General features: G+C 63.9%; 10 protein-coding genes. All 10 read right to left on the bottom strand.

Features of this window, described 5'->3' with window-relative positions; all coding sequences use genetic code 11:
• Positions 1-10: 10 nt before the first annotated feature.
• The 10 genes from QMK17_RS19535 to QMK17_RS19490 all read right to left on the bottom strand — a co-directional run bounded on the left by QMK17_RS19535 (position 11) and on the right by QMK17_RS19490 (position 16,097).
• Positions 11-592 carry an A24 family peptidase gene (locus tag QMK17_RS19535; protein WP_283510949.1) on the bottom strand — a complete coding sequence of 194 codons (582 nt, stop codon included), beginning with the start codon at positions 590-592 and terminating at the stop codon, positions 11-13.
• 138 nt (positions 593-730) lie between these two features.
• Entirely contained in the window at positions 731-1,534 is an 804-nt protein-coding gene (locus tag QMK17_RS19530; protein ID WP_283510948.1) for a shikimate dehydrogenase, read from the bottom strand.
• Positions 1,535-1,536: 2 nt separating this feature from the next.
• A complete protein-coding gene (locus tag QMK17_RS19525) occupies positions 1,537-2,877 on the bottom strand; it encodes an endolytic transglycosylase MltG (protein ID WP_283510947.1) in 1,341 nt (446 codons plus the stop codon).
• The gene (ruvX, locus tag QMK17_RS19520; RefSeq protein ID WP_283510946.1) at positions 2,874-3,452 is read right to left on the bottom strand and encodes a Holliday junction resolvase RuvX; all 579 of its coding nucleotides are present in this window, start codon (positions 3,450-3,452) and stop codon (positions 2,874-2,876) included. Before ruvX ends, QMK17_RS19525 begins: the two co-directional genes overlap by 4 nt.
• A gap of 1 nt (position 3,453) precedes the next feature.
• A complete protein-coding gene (gene alaS / locus QMK17_RS19515) occupies positions 3,454-6,123 on the bottom strand; it encodes an alanine--tRNA ligase (RefSeq protein WP_283510945.1) in 2,670 nt (889 codons plus the stop codon).
• Between the two features lie 75 nt (positions 6,124-6,198).
• Positions 6,199-7,581 carry a replication-associated recombination protein A gene (locus QMK17_RS19510; protein ID WP_283510944.1) on the bottom strand — a complete coding sequence of 461 codons (1,383 nt, stop codon included), beginning with the start codon at positions 7,579-7,581 and terminating at the stop codon, positions 6,199-6,201.
• Between the two features lie 35 nt (positions 7,582-7,616).
• Entirely contained in the window at positions 7,617-8,774 is a 1,158-nt protein-coding gene (locus QMK17_RS19505; protein ID WP_283510943.1) for a kinase, read from the bottom strand.
• Positions 8,775-8,949: 175 nt separating this feature from the next.
• The gene (locus tag QMK17_RS19500; protein WP_283510942.1) at positions 8,950-9,846 is read right to left on the bottom strand and encodes a transglutaminase family protein; all 897 of its coding nucleotides are present in this window, start codon (positions 9,844-9,846) and stop codon (positions 8,950-8,952) included.
• Positions 9,843-12,584: a circularly permuted type 2 ATP-grasp protein gene (locus QMK17_RS19495; protein WP_283510941.1), complete on the bottom strand. Its 2,742-nt coding sequence runs from the start codon at positions 12,582-12,584 to the stop codon at positions 9,843-9,845. The genes QMK17_RS19500 and QMK17_RS19495 overlap by 4 nt, the downstream gene beginning before the upstream one ends.
• A 117-nt stretch (positions 12,585-12,701) precedes the next feature.
• Positions 12,702-16,097, bottom strand: coding sequence for a transglutaminase family protein (locus tag QMK17_RS19490; protein ID WP_283510940.1), 3,396 nt, complete (start codon positions 16,095-16,097; stop codon positions 12,702-12,704).
• Positions 16,098-16,102 lie beyond the last annotated feature (5 nt).

Genomic DNA, 16,102 nt, shown 5'->3' with positions numbered 1-16,102 from the left:
GATCATCGTTTCACGCCGGGACAGCCGCAAGTGCGAGCAGGGTCGCCAGTGCCATCGACGGCCCGTGTGGCACCGTCGGTCGGGCACGAGCGAACAGCGTCAACGCGAGACCGAGCACACCGGTCAACAGTGGCGCGAGCACGGCCGCCGATACCCAGGTGTCCCCGCCTGCGAGAGCGGTGACACCTCCGGTGGTGAAGGCCAACTTCACATCTCCGGCGCCAAACGCCGCAGGCACGCACAGATGCACCACGAGATAGCAGAGGAACAAGGCGAGCGCACCCGTCAGCGCCGTGCCGACGTGCCGCACGGCAATCGCGTAGACGAGCATCGCCAGCGCACCCGACGCAGTGAGTGCGTTCGGTAGTCTTCTCGATCCCATGTCGACTCCTGCCGACACCGCACACCACAAGGTCAGCGGGTAGATGACAGCGCCGGCGCCCATGAATGCCGCGACCGTCCATGCCGACGCCACCATCGGCGGAAGTAGACGCGGCGTCAGACCCTCTCGGAATCGGCGGACGAGCGCTGTGATCATGTGTCCCGCCGCCAGTCCGGCACCGCACGCAATTCCGATCTGAAATGTCTCCATGCTTGCCGATCGTGAGCTATCGACACCGACGTGGAACTGCAGACTTGCAGGTCATGATTCGACCTGTGGACAAGTGCCCACCCTGTGCACAACTACCCGGCCTGCCTGCCTGCCTGCGGATTGTGCTGGGAACTCGAGTCAGGCGATCGCGAAACGCATGACGTCCTGCGGCGCGGGCCTGCCGGTGAACTGTTCGACCTGACCGAAGGCTTGATTCAGCAGCATCTCGAGACCCGACACGATGGTCCCACCGGCAGAAACTACGGCGATAGCCAACGGCGTCGGCCAGGGGTCGTAGATCGCGTCCAGAACAACGGGAGCACACGCGAGCGCCGAAGCGATGGATGCCGACCCGGCGGAGGGAACCGTCGAGACGAGGACCGATGCGTCGGCGGCAACGGCCGCGAGGGCGGGATCGCCCACGTCGAGAAACGCGATGTCCAGACCCGCAGCCGTCCCGCAGTTCATGGTGTTGCGGGCTCGATCGATCGACCGTGCCACCACGGTTGCCGACTTGGCACCGAGTTCGGCCAACGCGACCAAAGCAGGCCGCGAGGTTCCGCCTGCGCCGACCACCACCGCGGACGTTCCGGACAGATCGACGACGCCCGCACCGCGGAGTGCGCCCGTCACGCCGTCGACGTCCGTGCAGTCCGCCCGCCATCCGGCCGCAGTTCGCACGAGCGTGTTCGCGGACCCGGCAAGCACCGCCCGATCGGTCCTTTCGTCGGCGAACTCCAACGCAGCAACTTTGCCCGGCATGGTGACCGAAAGGCCGACCCACTCCTCTCCAAGTGACCTCACCAGATCCGGAAGTTGTTCACCGGTGCACCGAATTCGCTCGTAGGTCCAATCACTCAATCCCAACGCCGCATATGCCGCGAGGTGCAGCTGAGGGGATCTGGAGTGTTCGATCGGACTCCCCAACACGGCTGCCCGCATCGTCAGCGACCGCTCTCGAGGAAACCGTCTTCCACCTTGCCGATATTGGCAAGATGCTCGTTGTAGTCGCGCGTGAACAGAGTGTTGCCGGCCTGGTTGATCGTCACGAAGTACAGCCAATCGCCCTCGGCTGGTGACTCCACCGCTTCGACGGCTCCGACGCTCGGCGCTGCGATGGGTGTGGCAGGAAGCCCCTCCATCGCGTAGGTGTTCCACGGCGTCACCGCGGCCCTGTCCGCGTCGGTGGTCGCGACTTCCGTTGTGTCCAGGGCGTAGTTGACAGTGGAATCGAACTCGAGTTTCTGGGGTGCGGCCAGACGGTTCACAATTACCCGTGCGACCTTGCTGAAGTCCGCGGGGAGGGACTCACGCTCGACGAGTGACGCCGCAACCAGCGTCTGGTACGGATCGAGCCCCGACTTGGTGCCCGCATCCAAGATCCCTGTGCTCTCGTATGTTGCCGCGCTCTCGGAAACGAGTTGGCCGAGTACGTCGCTCGGCGATGCCGTCGGATCGAAGTCCCAGCTTCCGGCTGCGATCAAGCCCTCTAGCTGCCGGTCCCGATCGGGTACTCCGCGAACCTGGCTGATTGCCCAGTCCGGAACCCCGAGCGCCGACGGATCATCGACACCTCCTGCCGAGTCGAAATCCTCGTACGAAATGCAGGTGGGCGATCCGCCGCCCGTCGTATCGATGCAACTGGCTTCCGAGAGCAGGGTGTAGATGCCCTTCTTTACCGCGCCGGTGTTGACGTCGCGTGAATCGTGCAGTTGGCGTCCCTCAGAGATGACGACGCTTCCGACTCTCGCCGACGGATCAACCAGTGCGCCGACGGCCTGTGTGGCCGGAACCCTGCTCGGCAGCAAGTAGAACCCGGGCTGTACCGACGCGATCGACGTGTTCTGCACAGCCGCGCCCATGAATGCCCCGCTACTGGCAACTACGCCCTTCTCGACTGCCTCGGCGCCGATCTGCTCCGCAGTATCGCCGGCATGGACTCTGACGACGACCGAATTGCCCTGGCTCCCCGCGGCGAAATCCTCGGGCGCGGCCGGTCCGCCGGTCAGCCTGTCGAAGACGTAATAACCTCCGCCCGCCAGCGCCAGCAGGAGAACGAGGCCAAGCACGAGACCGACGATCCGTCCGCGCTTGCGACGAGTATTGGCAACTCGTGCTTGACGTGTCTTTGCCCGGCTTCGGCCCACTTCCTGCGGCACGGCTACCGCTGGCTCGGCGTCGGCCCGCTCGGCTGCGTGGACGGCACGGTGGAACTCGCTACCCTCACCGGCGGAATACCCGATCGGGTCGGTGTGCGCCTCGTCCTCGTAGTGCCTGTAACTCACTCGCCGACCTCCGGATTTCGACCTTGCTGCTCGGACGGGGTGATGCTCTGATGTGGTTCGCAGATGCCGAGACGGGTGGAGCGCTCATCGAGCCAGCCTTGAAGTATCGCGACCGCTGCGGCTTGATCGATCACCGACCGCTGCGACCTGGCGCGAACTCCGCTGTCTCGAAGCGCCCGCGTCGCGCTGACGGTAGTCAATCTTTCGTCCGCCATGCGTATCGGCACGCCGGGGACATGTTTCGCGAGAACACGCACGAAGCCCTCCGCGGCTTTCACCGCCGAACCGCTCTCGCCGCGCAGGGTACGCGGAAGGCCAACGATGATTTCCACTGCTTCGTACTCGGCCACCAGGGCTGCCACACGTGCGACGTCGGTCGGATCGGCGCCTCGGGCTTTCGACCGAGCCACAGTCTCCACCGGTGTCGCCAGTACACAGCCAGGATCGCTGGAGGCGATTCCGATCCGCACACTCCCGACGTCGATGCCGAGTCGGCGGCCCGGCCCTGGATCGTCGACACCGGGACGGTCGGGTTCGCGATGCCTGCGCGCCGTCCGCTCTGTTGAATCAGTCACGTCAGGCGGAGGCCGACTCGGAAATTTGGTTGCGCACAGCAGTCAGAGCTTCAGCGATACCGCCGGCGTTCGAGCCGGACCCCTGAGCGGAATCTGCTTTACCCCCGCCGCGGCCGCCGATCGCAGGACCGAAGCTGGCAACGAGTTCGCCTGCCTTGATCCCTACATCCTGGGCACCCTTGTTGGCGACGACGACGAACGGCACCTTGCCGTCGACGGATCCGAGCAGCACGACCACTGCCGGGTCACTACCGAGTCGGCCGCGTACGTCCGCAGCGAGTCCACGGAGATCGTTTCCGCCGACGCCATCGGGTGCGCGAGCAATGACCGCTCGAACAGCACCGAGGCGTTCGGCCTTGTCTGCAAGGTCCCCAGCCGACGACAACACCGCTGCGGCCTTGGCCGCGTCGAGTTCTTTCTCCGCCATCCGAAGCTTCTCGACGAGCGTTTCGATTCGAGCAGGCACCTCGTCGGTCGGTACCTTCAGGGAGGACGCGACGCCTGCGAGCAGTGCACGTTCCTTGGCGAGGTACCGGTAGGAATCGAGCCCGACGAACGCTTCGACGCGTCGTACACCCGAACCGACGGACGACTCACCGAGCAGAGTAACCGGTCCGATCTGCGACGAATGCGACACGTGCGTACCGCCGCAGAGCTCCATCGAGAACGGGCCGCCGATCTCCACGACACGAACCTCGTCGCCGTAGTTCTCGCCGAACAGCGCCATCGCGCCCATCGCCTTCGCGCTGTCGAGGTCGGTGACCGAGGTGTTGACGTCGAAGTCGGCACCGATCGCATCGTTGGCCACAGCCTCGATGTCGTCGCGCTGTGACTGCGACAATCCGCCCTGCCAGGAGAAGTCGAACCGCAGGTAGCCGGGCTTGTTCAGCGAGCCTGCCTGGGTCGCATTCGGGCCGAGCACCTGACGAAGCGCCGCGTGCACCATGTGTGTTCCTGAGTGGCCTTGCGTTGCGCCCTTGCGCCACGAGGGATCCACATCCACGCGGACCACGTCGCCCTCGGTGATCTGACCGGTCTCGACGGTGACCTTGTGGGTCCACACCTTCTTGGCGATCTTCTGAACGTCGTCGACCTTCACCCGAAGCCCTGGAGCAGTGATCGAGCCGATATCGGCGATCTGACCGCCCGACTCCGCATACAGCGGACTTCGATCGAGGATCACCTCTACGGATTCGCCCGCAGTGGCCGTCGGGACTCGGACACCGCCGGAGATCAGCGCGAGAACGTTCGCCTCGGAGGACAGCTCGTCGAATCCGGTGAACTCGGTGGCGCCGCGGTCGACGAAGTCCTTGTATACGGACAGGTCGGTGTGCGCGTGCTTGCGCGCCCGTGCGTCGTCCTTGGCGCGCTGGCGCTGTTCGGCCATCAAAGTTCGGAAGCCGTCCTCGTCCACCTTCAGTCCGGCTTCGGACGCCATCTCGAGGGTCAAGTCGATCGGGAACCCGTAAGTGTCGTGAAGCGCGAAGGCTTCTGCTCCCCCGATGGTCGACTTCCCGGATGACTTGACAGTCTCGGCTGCCGTGTCGAACAACTTCGAACCCGACGTCAGGGTCTTGAGGAACGCGGTCTCTTCACCGACCGACACGTTGAGGATGCGATCGAACCCGCCGACGAGTTCCGGGTAGGACTGCGCCATCGTGTCGCGAACGACCGTGATGAACTGGGCCATCGTCCGGTCCGGTGCCCCCAGCAGACGCGCCGAGCGCACTATTCGGCGCAGCAGTCGTCTCAGGACGTATCCGCGACCGTCGTTACCGGGATTGACGCCGTCGGAAATCAGTAGCGCTGCGGTGCGGGCGTGGTCAGCAATGACGCGAAAACGGACGTCATCGTCGTGATTCGTCCCGTATGCCCGCCCACTCAGTTCCTCGGCCTTGGCGATGACGGGACGCACGAGGTCCGTCTCGTAGACGTTGTCGACACCCTGCAGTAGAAATGCCACCCGCTCGACGCCCATGCCGGTATCGATGTTCTGCCTCGGCAGTGGACCGAGGATCTCGAAGTCATCCTTGCTGATTCCCTGACCGCGCTCGTTCTGCATGAAAACGAGATTCCAGATCTCGATGTAGCGGTCCTCGTCGGCTTCGGGGCCACCGTCGATGCCGTATTCGGGTCCGCGGTCGTAGTAGATCTCCGAACACGGACCACATGGGCCGGGGATCCCCATCGACCAGTAGTTGTCTGCCATGCCGCGACGCTGGATGCGTTCGTCGGGCATGCCTGCGAGTTCCTTCCACAGCGCAATGGCCTCGTCGTCGTCGAGATATGCAGTGACCCAAATACGTTCGGGATCGAAGCCATAACCACCGTCGTCGACGCTCGAGGTAAGCAACGACCAGGCGTGCCTGATGGCGTCGCGCTTGAAGTAGTCACCGAACGAGAAGTTGCCAGCCATCTGGAAGAAGGTGTTGTGCCTGGTGGTGATGCCGACATTCTCGATATCCAGTGTGCGAACGCACTTCTGGACACTGGTTGCCGTGGCGTACGGCGGGGTCTGTTGACCGAGGAAGTACGGCACGAACTGCACCATGCCCGCGTTGACGAACAGCAGGTTCGGATCGTCGAGCACCAACGAGGCACTGGGCACTTCGGTGTGCCCTGCTTTTACGAAGTGGTCGAGGAAACGCCTACGAATGTCATGGGTCTGCACTGGTACAGGTTAACGCCCCGGGGAAGCAGCCCGCGCAATCCCTTCGACCTGCGCAATCGACAACCCTGCTCGGGTCTATCCGCCCCTGACAATGCGGCGTAACTTTCCGACTCGTGTCCGGATCTCGCGTTCGGCCCCGTGATCGGTCGGCTCGTAGTAATCAACTCCCACCAGTTCGTCCGGCGGGTATTGCTGGCGTAGGACTCCGGACGGATCACCGTGTGGGTACTTGTATCCGACTGCATTACCGAGAGCCTCGGCCCCTTTGTAATGGCCATCGCGCAGATGCGGTGGCACCGAACCGGACTTTCCAGCAGCGACATCGGCCATCGCAGCACCCAGCGCGGCGATGACCGCACCGGATTTCGGGGCAGTCGCCAGGTGAATCGTGGCCTGCGCCAACGCCAAACGGGCCTCCGGCATACCGATGAGCTGTACGGCGGTTGCAGCAGCGGTAGCCGTCTGCAGCGCGGTCGGATCGGCCATCCCGATGTCCTCGCTGGCATGAACGACGAGTCTGCGGGCAATGAACCGGGCATCTTCACCTGCGGTGATCATTCTGGCCAGGTAATGCAGAGCCGAGTCGACGTCGGACCCTCGGATCGATTTGATGAACGCGCTGATGACGTCGTAGTGCTGGTCTCCGTCACGGTCGTATCGGACGGCAGCCTTGTCGACGCTCGCCTCGACTGTCGCCAGATCCAGGACCGGGCCGGCAGCTGCCCCAGCAGCCGCTTCGAGTGCGGTCAGCGCGCGACGAGCATCACCTGCGGCAAGCCGAACCAGATGAGCCATAGCGTCGTCGTCGATGGACACGGCACCATCGAGTCCGCGCGCGTCGGCGGCGGCTCGGGTGAGGAGAAGCTCGATGTCTGCCGAGCCGAGTGGTTGAAGCTGCAGTACCAACGATCTGGACAGCAACGGCGACACCACCGAGAACGACGGATTCTCGGTGGTTGCGGCTACGAGTAAAACGATTCGATTCTCGACGGCTGCGAGAAGAGCATCCTGTTGCGTCTTGGAGAAGCGATGCACCTCGTCGATGAACAGCACTGTCTGCTCGCCCGCAGTGAGGCGCCGACGAGCGAGATCGATGACGCCGCGGACCTCTTTCACCCCTGCGGACAACGCAGACAGCGATTCGAACTTGCGCCCTGTAGCCCCTGAGATCAGCGACGCCAACGTGGTCTTGCCGGTCCCCGGCGGGCCATAGAGCATTACCGAGGACGCACCCGAGCCGTCCACGAGACGACGGAGCGGTGAACCGGGTGCCAGCAGGTGACTCTGCCCGACGACCTCGTCCAGAGTCCTCGGCCGCATCCGCACGGCCAACGGTGCCTCCGGGGCCGCGTACGACCTGGAGGGCACTACCTCGACTTCGTTGGGGTCTACTGGACTATCGAACAAACCGCTCTCGTCTGCGTCGTCGTCGAACCCTGATCCGAACCCTGTACTCACAGCTCAGACGCTATCGGAGATGCCGGCTCGGCTGATCAGCGATCCCATTTGGTTTCGAGAGCGCCCACGACGCGGAGCGCGAAAGCGGCGACATCCGCATCCCCGGTTCGGGTTGCCTGCTCGACGAGGACCTTCCACCGCGAGATGAGTGCATCCGAGCGCGGAACGGACAGATGGTGCGCCCTTGCTGCGGCAATTCGCGTGTGGTCGTTCGGGAGGAACCAAAAAGTCGTCAGCCAAACCCAGATCAGTTGCGCATCGAGGATTTTCGACGCGAGCACCGTGTCGTCGGCGAGGTGTGGCCAAATTCCGACAACTTCGGACCGCCAGGCATCGATCATCGCCTGCGCGCGGTCGGAGGAGAGGTCGAAGTGGCAGAGACAGCCGGGGAACGACGCGAGTGCATAGGTGATGTCGAGAGTGGCGTCGCGAAATCCGCCCCATTCGTAGTCGAGGAATCGAACGCCCGCTTCATTGACGATGATGTTGTCAGGGCACAGGTCGGACGGGCTGAATGCGCGAAACGCACCGTGGGCGAAGAGTCTGCCACTGCGCTCTACTCGTTCGATGAGCGAGGCGGGCACGCTTTCGATTCCGAGATCGGATTTCAGCATGCGCGGGACAGCGGTCAGTGCGTCGGGAATCTGCGCAGAGATGCCATCGGCAGAGTTGGGTTGCCCGACACGGCGAAGCAGTGCGGCGAAGTCCGCTTCCCTTCCCACGGTGGCGGCGTGCATGCGTCCGAGCGCCTGGGCCATCGCCATCAACGAGTTGGTAACCGATGCGGCGTCGGAGTGCTTGAGAAGCGCCGTGATGGGGCTCGCGTCACCGAGGTCGCTCAGGATCAGCAATCTCGCACCGAGGTCGTAGGCAAGAAGATCAGGTCCGGGCCTACTGTCGGTGGCCAGGGCAGTGGCGAACTGGTAAGACGCAGCCTCCCGAAGGAATGCCGCGTGCCCTCCCTCATCGATGGCGGCGTCCGAACCAGCCGAGTCACGAACCTGCTTGATCACCAGGGTTCGAGGGAGTTGGAAAGGATTTTCCGATACACGCACACGAAGGACCGTCGCTTGCCCGCTGCCGCCGAGATCGACTGGATCTACAAGGGTGACCGGTGCGCCGGTACGCCTGGTGAGCAGCCGCTGAGCGGCCGCCACTACCTCGGATACAGGGTCTGCCAATGTCGCGGTCATCGGATACCAAGGTACCTGGTCGGTACGACAGATGGTGCGCCCGAAACGGACCTTGTGAGTTCCTACAGGTAAATGCCTGGTACCGATTTCGCATCGTTACCGTTGTGCAGCAACACACATACCTGCAGCAACACAGACACCTGCAGCAACACGGGTGCCGGGCGAGAGTGAGTGTTCAGTCGACGGGAGCGACGTCCACGGACACCGAGATGGTGCTTTCCTCCGCCTCGGTATAGATCACGCCGCGGAGCGGCGGCACGTCCGCGTAATCACGGCCCCAAGCCACAGTGGTGTAGCGCTCGTCGACGAGCTGGTCGTTGGTGGGATCGAACGCAAGCCACGTGTTCTCCGGCGTCCACACCGCGGCCCAGGCGTGAGTGGCGTCGACCCCGATCATGCGCTCCTTGCCGGGAGGCGGCTCGGTCGCGAGGTAACCGGACACGTAGCGCGCAGCCAGCCCGTTGGCTCGCAATGCAGCGATGGCGAGGCGTGCGAAGTCCTGACACACCCCCGATCGCGCCTCCACAACGTCGGCAACTTTGGTCGACACCGTCGTCGAGCCGGACTGATACGTGAAATCGGTGAAGATGCGGTGCGTCAGATCGACGATGACGTCGCGGAGTGGCCGACCTGGTACGAAACTGACATCGGCGTACCCGCGGACTGCATCGGTGATCTCCGGGTGATCGAGGTCGAGCACGAATTCCACTGCAGCGGCGCGGTCGCCGGCCGCGGTGTACTCACCTGGCTGTTGCGGTCGAGCGTTCTCCCACGCAGTCGCACGGCCGAGCTCGTTGTCCGCAGCAGAGGGCGCATCCACTTCGACGAGCGAATCGGCAGTGACGACGAGCGTCTCGTGGTCGGTGGTCACATGAAAGTAGACGTCTTCGTTTCCGTAGACATCGACCCCGAACGACTGGTCGGTCGGAGAGGGTTGTACCTCGACAGTTTTCTCCAGGCACCGTTGCACGTCGGTCTCCCGCGGAGCTAGAAATCCCCTGCCGTACGACGACGACACACGGTCGGAGTACGTGTAGGTCGTGATATGCCTGATCCGATAACGCCTGCTCATGCTCTATCACCGTTCTTCGATCCACTGCCGTTCTTGTTGGATGCCTGCACACGCTGATTGGCTCGGCGTCCAGCCGTTCCCCACAGCGGCTGCGTTCCACCAGGAAGGACCATGTGGGTGGCAAGAATGACCTTCGACAAGTCCTCCAACTGCGCGTGAATTCCGTCGACGAGTTCCACCAGTTCCACGCGACGTCCGGACGGATCGACCGATTCCAGGTCACCGGGGTCGACCCGACGAAGCCGCGCCGTGATTTGCTCGACGAGTTGTTCGCCGCGCGAGGTGCCCGACGCATCGGGTAGGGCACCGAGGTCGTCTTTGAGCCGGTCGAGTTGGTAGACGAGAGAGCGTGGATTGCCCTCGTCGAACAGGAGAAGCTCGGCCACGGCTGCGATACGGGCTCGTCCCCGATTGCGTCGACGGTAGATTACCGACGACTCCGCGGCCGAGAGCACCGAGTCGATGACAGCCTGTTCGGTCGACGGCGTCAACGCATGACTGAGGGTCGCGGACAGCAGTGCTGTCAGCTGGAGACCGCGCTCGATGCGCTTGCCGGAATCCATGAGGTACCACCCAGGATCGCGGACCATGGACTCCGAGGCCAAGCCGGTCAGCGAGAGGAGACCACGGAGCACGGCGGATTGCGAGGATGCGAGCTGAGCGCCGTTTCCCGGACTGGAATCGGCAAGTTCCTCCAATGCGGTGTCTATTCGGTTGAGTACCGCCCACGTGTCGTTGGACAGCTGATCGCGAACTCCTCGTGCTGCCTGCTGCAGTCGATCGACCGACTGAGCTAGGGAGCCGAGGCGATTCACCGACAACGTCAGCGAGCGGAACTCCGCAAGAGCGCTGTCTCGGATGCTCTCGTCGAGAAATCCCGGTCCGGTAACCGACACTCGCGTCACCGCTTCGAGCAGGATCGGGAGGCTGTCGCTACCGTCGATCCAAGGCATCGAGCGGTAGTCCTGGTGCCGCTCGCGCGCGGCGATCAGCAGTCTCGTCATGTCCTCGGCGCGTTCGCTGTACCTTCCGAACCAGAACAGGTCGCCTAGCACGCGCGGGCTGCTGACATCGTCGATCGCTGTGGCCGCCGCGTACTGCGGTAGCTCTTCCACCGAAGCAGGCGGTGTGTGCGGGGCCGAGTCGGCGGGAGTCACTCTCTCGACCGATCGGACCCAGACGTCCTTGGATGCCACGGTGGTCAAGGGCTCGGCAACCGGCGAGGTCACCAAGACCTGGCCGAGCCCGCCGGCCATTGGCGTGTACCCGACGCGCTGCGCCACGGTGAACAACCTGATGCCGACTTCGGCGCCGCCGACGTCTCCCCCGAAACCAGAGCCCGACGGGGCGACCCCGAACTCGGGGACGTCCTGGCCCACCCACGCCCACGGCTGCGACTGCAATCGCGCGGCGAACCGTTCTGCAGCAGCATCGTCGAGATCGTGCCCGACGACGGTCTCCCGAGTGGAAACCGACCGAAAGACCAGCGAACGCACGCGCGAGATCAAGTGCGACAGTCCGTTCGCCTCGCCTCCCCATACCGACGGAGTCGACTCGAGCAGGAGATCCTCGTCGAGCAATGCACGGCTCAGCGCAGGCAACAGCGAATGCAGCGCGGGATTTTCCAGCACTCCGCTTCCCATGGTGTTCACCACCGTCACCGCTCCGCGCCGGAGCACCTCCACGAGGCCGACCACACCGAGCCTGGTGTCGGGGCGCAAATCGAGTGGGTCGATGAATCCTGCGTCGACCCGCCGAAGTACCACATCGACTCGGCGAAGCTTCCCGAGCGAACGCATCCAAAGGCAACCGTCGCGTACGACGAGATCGGCGTTCTCGACAAGTGGGAATCCGAGCACTGTCGCCAGATATGCCTGATCGAATGCCGTCTCGGAATGGCTTCCAGGACTGAGCACGACGACGACCGGGTCCTCCGCCGATGCAGGCGCGGCATCGATCAGGGCCAACCGAACAGCGCGCGCAAAGGTCGAGAGGGGTCTCGGATTCGTGTCCTGGAACAGTTCGGGAGTTGCACGCGACATCACGCGGCGATCAGCAAGTGCATAGCCGATTCCCGACGGTGCTTGGGTGCGATCGGCCACTACCCGGAATTGCCCGTCGGAGCCGCGGCCGACGTCAGCCGCATGGATGAAGAGTTGGCGCGGCCCGGGAATGGTGATGCCGTGCGCCGCTCGAACGTAGCCGGGGTCGGCAAATATCAATTCAGGCGGGACGAGACCCTTCCTGACGGTCTGCATCGGACCGTAGATGTCGGTCAGAAGGGCGTCGAGCAAACCGGAGCGCTGAACGAGTCCGGCTTCGAGTCGGTCCCAGTCGTCGGCGGCGAGCACCAACGGAATCCCGTCGAGACCCCATCGAACCGGCGTGACGACGCTGTCCGACCCGTCGGCCGGGATCGGGTTGTACGTGATTCCGTGGTCGTCGACGAGCCTGCGGACACGCGATTGAAGCGCGCGCTCGCCGCCTCGTCCGCTCTCGTCGAGACCCGCCACGAGTTCGGCCCACTGTGGGCGTACGACGCCGGCGTCGTCGAGGAGTTCGTCGTGGCGAACCGCGTCCCACGGCAGAGATCCCCGGCGGTTTCGATATTCGGAGATCACCTGGACCGATGCCTGCCGTGGGCCGCCGGGCCGGCCAGCACCGGACTCACCACCGCCCGCTCCGGGACTGCCCAGTGCAGCACCGGATCCGGAGTCCCTTGCATCCACGGGCACCATCGAGTCGTCATTCCTTCCGTAGGGCGATTCCATGCCGGGTTGCGCCACCTCGCGGTGAGTACGCAGGAACGGCCGGTAATCGTCACCGGTTCGACTCGCTGTTCGATCGCGCCACTGCTATCCGGAGTAGACGCCCGTGCGACGGAGGTCCAACATGCCGGGCGCGGTGACGTCGATCGATTGTCGAGCATGCATCTCGAGCAATCTTGCTATGTCGACCTTCCCTGCGGTGAACCCGCCCTCTTCGAACCGTCCGTTTCGGCGTGCTTCGGCTTCCACCGAGTTGACCGGAGGGCCGTCGTAGGACCTGCCACCAGGGTGAACAACGTGATAGCTGCACCCGCCGACCGCACGGCCGGTCTGCTTTTCGATGAGATCGAAGCGGAGTGGGCTCTGTACCGCGATGGTCGGGTGAAGCGCGCTCGGTGGTTGCCACGCCCGATACCGGACACCAGCAACCTGTTCGTCCTGGCGTTCCGTTCGTAGCATCGGCACCGGTACCCCGTTGCAGGTCACCATGTAGCGGCCTTCGTCGGCAGCGGTGATCTTCACCTGGATGCGTTCGACGGACGAATCCACGTAGCGCGCAGTGCCCGAGGAAGTCGACTCTTCGCCGAGAGTGTTCCAGGGTTCGATGGCTCCGCGTAACTCCATTTCAGCGTCACCGATCACGGTGGTCCCGAGACGCGGGAACCGGAACTCGGTGAAGGGCTCGAGCCAGCTGGTGTCGAAGTCGATATCGTGCTCGCGCAGATCTTCGGCAACGCGTCCGATGTCGCTGATGACGAAGTGCGGGAGCATATATCGGCCGTGAAGGTTCGCACCGTGTCGGATGAGCGGCGCTTTCAATGGTTCGTCCCAGAACCTCGACACCAGAGACCGAACGAGAAGCGATTGCACCATCGCCATCTGGTGGTGTGGTGGCATCTCGAAGCCTCGCAGCTCGAGAAGTCCGAGCCGTCCCCGGGTGCTGTCGGGGCTGTAGAGCTTGTCGATGCAGAACTCGGCGCGGTGCGTGTTGCCGGTGATGTCGGTCAGAAGATGCCGAAGCGCGCGATCGACGATCCAGGGAGAGGCCGTGCGATCAGGACCGGTCAGTCGCTCGATCTCACTGAACGCCACCTCGAGTTCGTACAGTGATTCTTCTCTGCCCTCATCGGCGCGGGGAGCCTGAGATGTGGTTCCGATGAATCGTCCCGAAAACAGGTAGGAGAGCGACGGGTGCCGCTGCCAGTGGGTGAGCATCGAGACGAGTAGATCCGGCCTTCGCAGCACCGGGGAATCCGACGGCGTCACTCCGCCGAGAGTGATGTGGTTGCCGCCCCCGGTACCGCGGGTGGTGCCGTCGTTGTCGAATCCTTCTGTGGTCAAACGAGATTGGCGGGCCTCCCGGTAGAGGGTTTCCATCAATTCGTTCTGCTCCGCCCACGAGGACGACGGTTGTAGGTTGACCTCGATGACGCCCGGGTCGGGCGTGACCGTCAGGGTTTGAATGCGCGGATCCGACGGCGGCCCGTACCCCTCGATGACGACGGGCGTGTCGATTGCCGACGCTGCGTTCTCCACCCGTTCGACGAGTTCCGCGAAGTCCTCCAGCCGATCCATCGGAGGCATGAACACATGCAGGATGCCATCGCGGACTTCAGCGACCAATGCGGTGACGTCGTTGCCACCGACTGCGCCTGCGACATTCGACTCGACCAGACGTGCGTAGCGGGCTTCCACCGGATCCACCGGTCGAGGTGGCCGCTGGGTCAACTGCTGCGCATGTAGCGGTTCTGTCGGCGCCGTCGGGTCGGCAGGGTTCGCAGGGGGGCCGCCGGTCCAGGAAATCGCGCTCAACGGCAGGCGAAGTCCTGCGGGTGAGTCGCCTTCGAGCAGCACGAGGCGGCCTCGGCGCAGCCGCCAGTCCGCGCTCTGCCACCCGGTTCCGTCGGGCGTGCGGCTGATCGGTAGGACGAACGCCGCGGGCTCGTCCGTGGTGGAATCGAGTTTGGCCAACAACGCTGCTCGGGCGTCGGCGGTGTCGACGCCCGGCTCCAGATCGTCACCGTCTGCAGGAGGGTCACCGTAGGGTGCGCGCACCAGATCGAGTAGCCGAACCAACGGATCCTCGTAGGCCGGACGCGCTTGCTCTGGTGGCAACCCGAGACTCTCGACCAGCGTGGCCACCAGGTCACGCGATGCCGTGGACGCCACCGCGGCCGGGCGCTCGCCGTCGGGGAGCCAGGGATCGGCGATGAGATCGGCGTCACGCCAGAGGGATTCGCCGTCCGTTCGCCAGAACATTCCGACTTGCCACCGAGGCAAGGGCTCTCCCGGGTACCACTTTCCTTGGCTGCGTTGAACCAATCCGTCCGGAGCGTAGATGGTGCGCATGCGTTCGGCGAGCGCACTCGCGAGGAGACGTTTGTGCGGACCGTCGGCAGTGGTGTTCCACTCGGGCGAATCCTGATTCTCGATTGCAACGAACGTGGGCTCCCCTCCGACGGTCAGGCGAATGTCTTGGCCCGCCATCTTCTTGTCCAACACCGACGCCGTTGCCAGGATCGACTCCCACTGTTCCGGGGTGTACGGCAGCGTGGTGCGTGGGTCTTCGTGCACACGCACCACGGTGTTCGAGAAATCCAGCTCGGCCTTGCATTTGCTCGTCGCGCCGGAAATCGCTGCTGCGGTGGATGGATGAGGGGTTGCCGAGAGCGGAATGTGGCCTTCGCCGGCGAAGAGACCGGATGTCGGGTCCATCCCGACCCACCCTGCGCCGGGTAGGTACACCTCGGTCCACGCATGTAGATCGGTGAAGTCTGCTGCCGGTCCGGACGGTCCGTCCAAGGACTTGATGTCCGACGCAAGTTGCACGAGATATCCGGAGACGAAGCGTGCTGCCAGGCCCATCTGCCGCAGAATCGACACCAGCAACCATGCTGAGTCGCGGCACGAACCGACAGCACTGGTAAGGGTGTGATCGGGCGTTTGAACGCCGGGCTCCATACGAACGGAATAGCCGATGTCGGACATGACAGCGTGATTGGCCATCACCAGGAAATCGATCGTGCGCAGCTTGTCGCCGCGCTCACGCGCTGCGGCCTCGAGCTTCTCGACCCACGCAGTGACGATCGGTCCAGGTCCGCTACCGACACCGTCCTCGTCCACCGGTCGCAGGTACGGCTCCAGATCGGGGAGATCGTCCGCCTCGTACGCGAACCCGAAGTGTTCCGCCCAGTCCTCGACGAAAAAGTCCAGCGGGTTGATCACTGCCATATCGGCGACGAGACCCACGGTGATCGACATGTGGTCGGTTCGCTCGGGGAAGACGACACGAGCCAGAAAGTTTCCGAAAACATCCTGCTGCCAGTTGATGAAATGCTCTGCAGGTTCGATCTTCAGTGAATAGGCTTCGATCGGTGTCCGCGAGTGCGGCGCGGGCCGAAGCCGAATCTCGTGCGGGTACACCTGCACCATTCGATCGAACGCATAGCCTGTTCGGTGTTCCAGTGCGACTTTGATGCCCACGGCGA

This window comes from Rhodococcus sp. G-MC3 (assembly GCF_030063335.1).
Taxonomy (GTDB): Bacteria; Actinomycetota; Actinomycetes; order Mycobacteriales; family Mycobacteriaceae; genus Rhodococcoides.
This window is presented reverse-complemented; position numbering and strand designations above follow the sequence as displayed.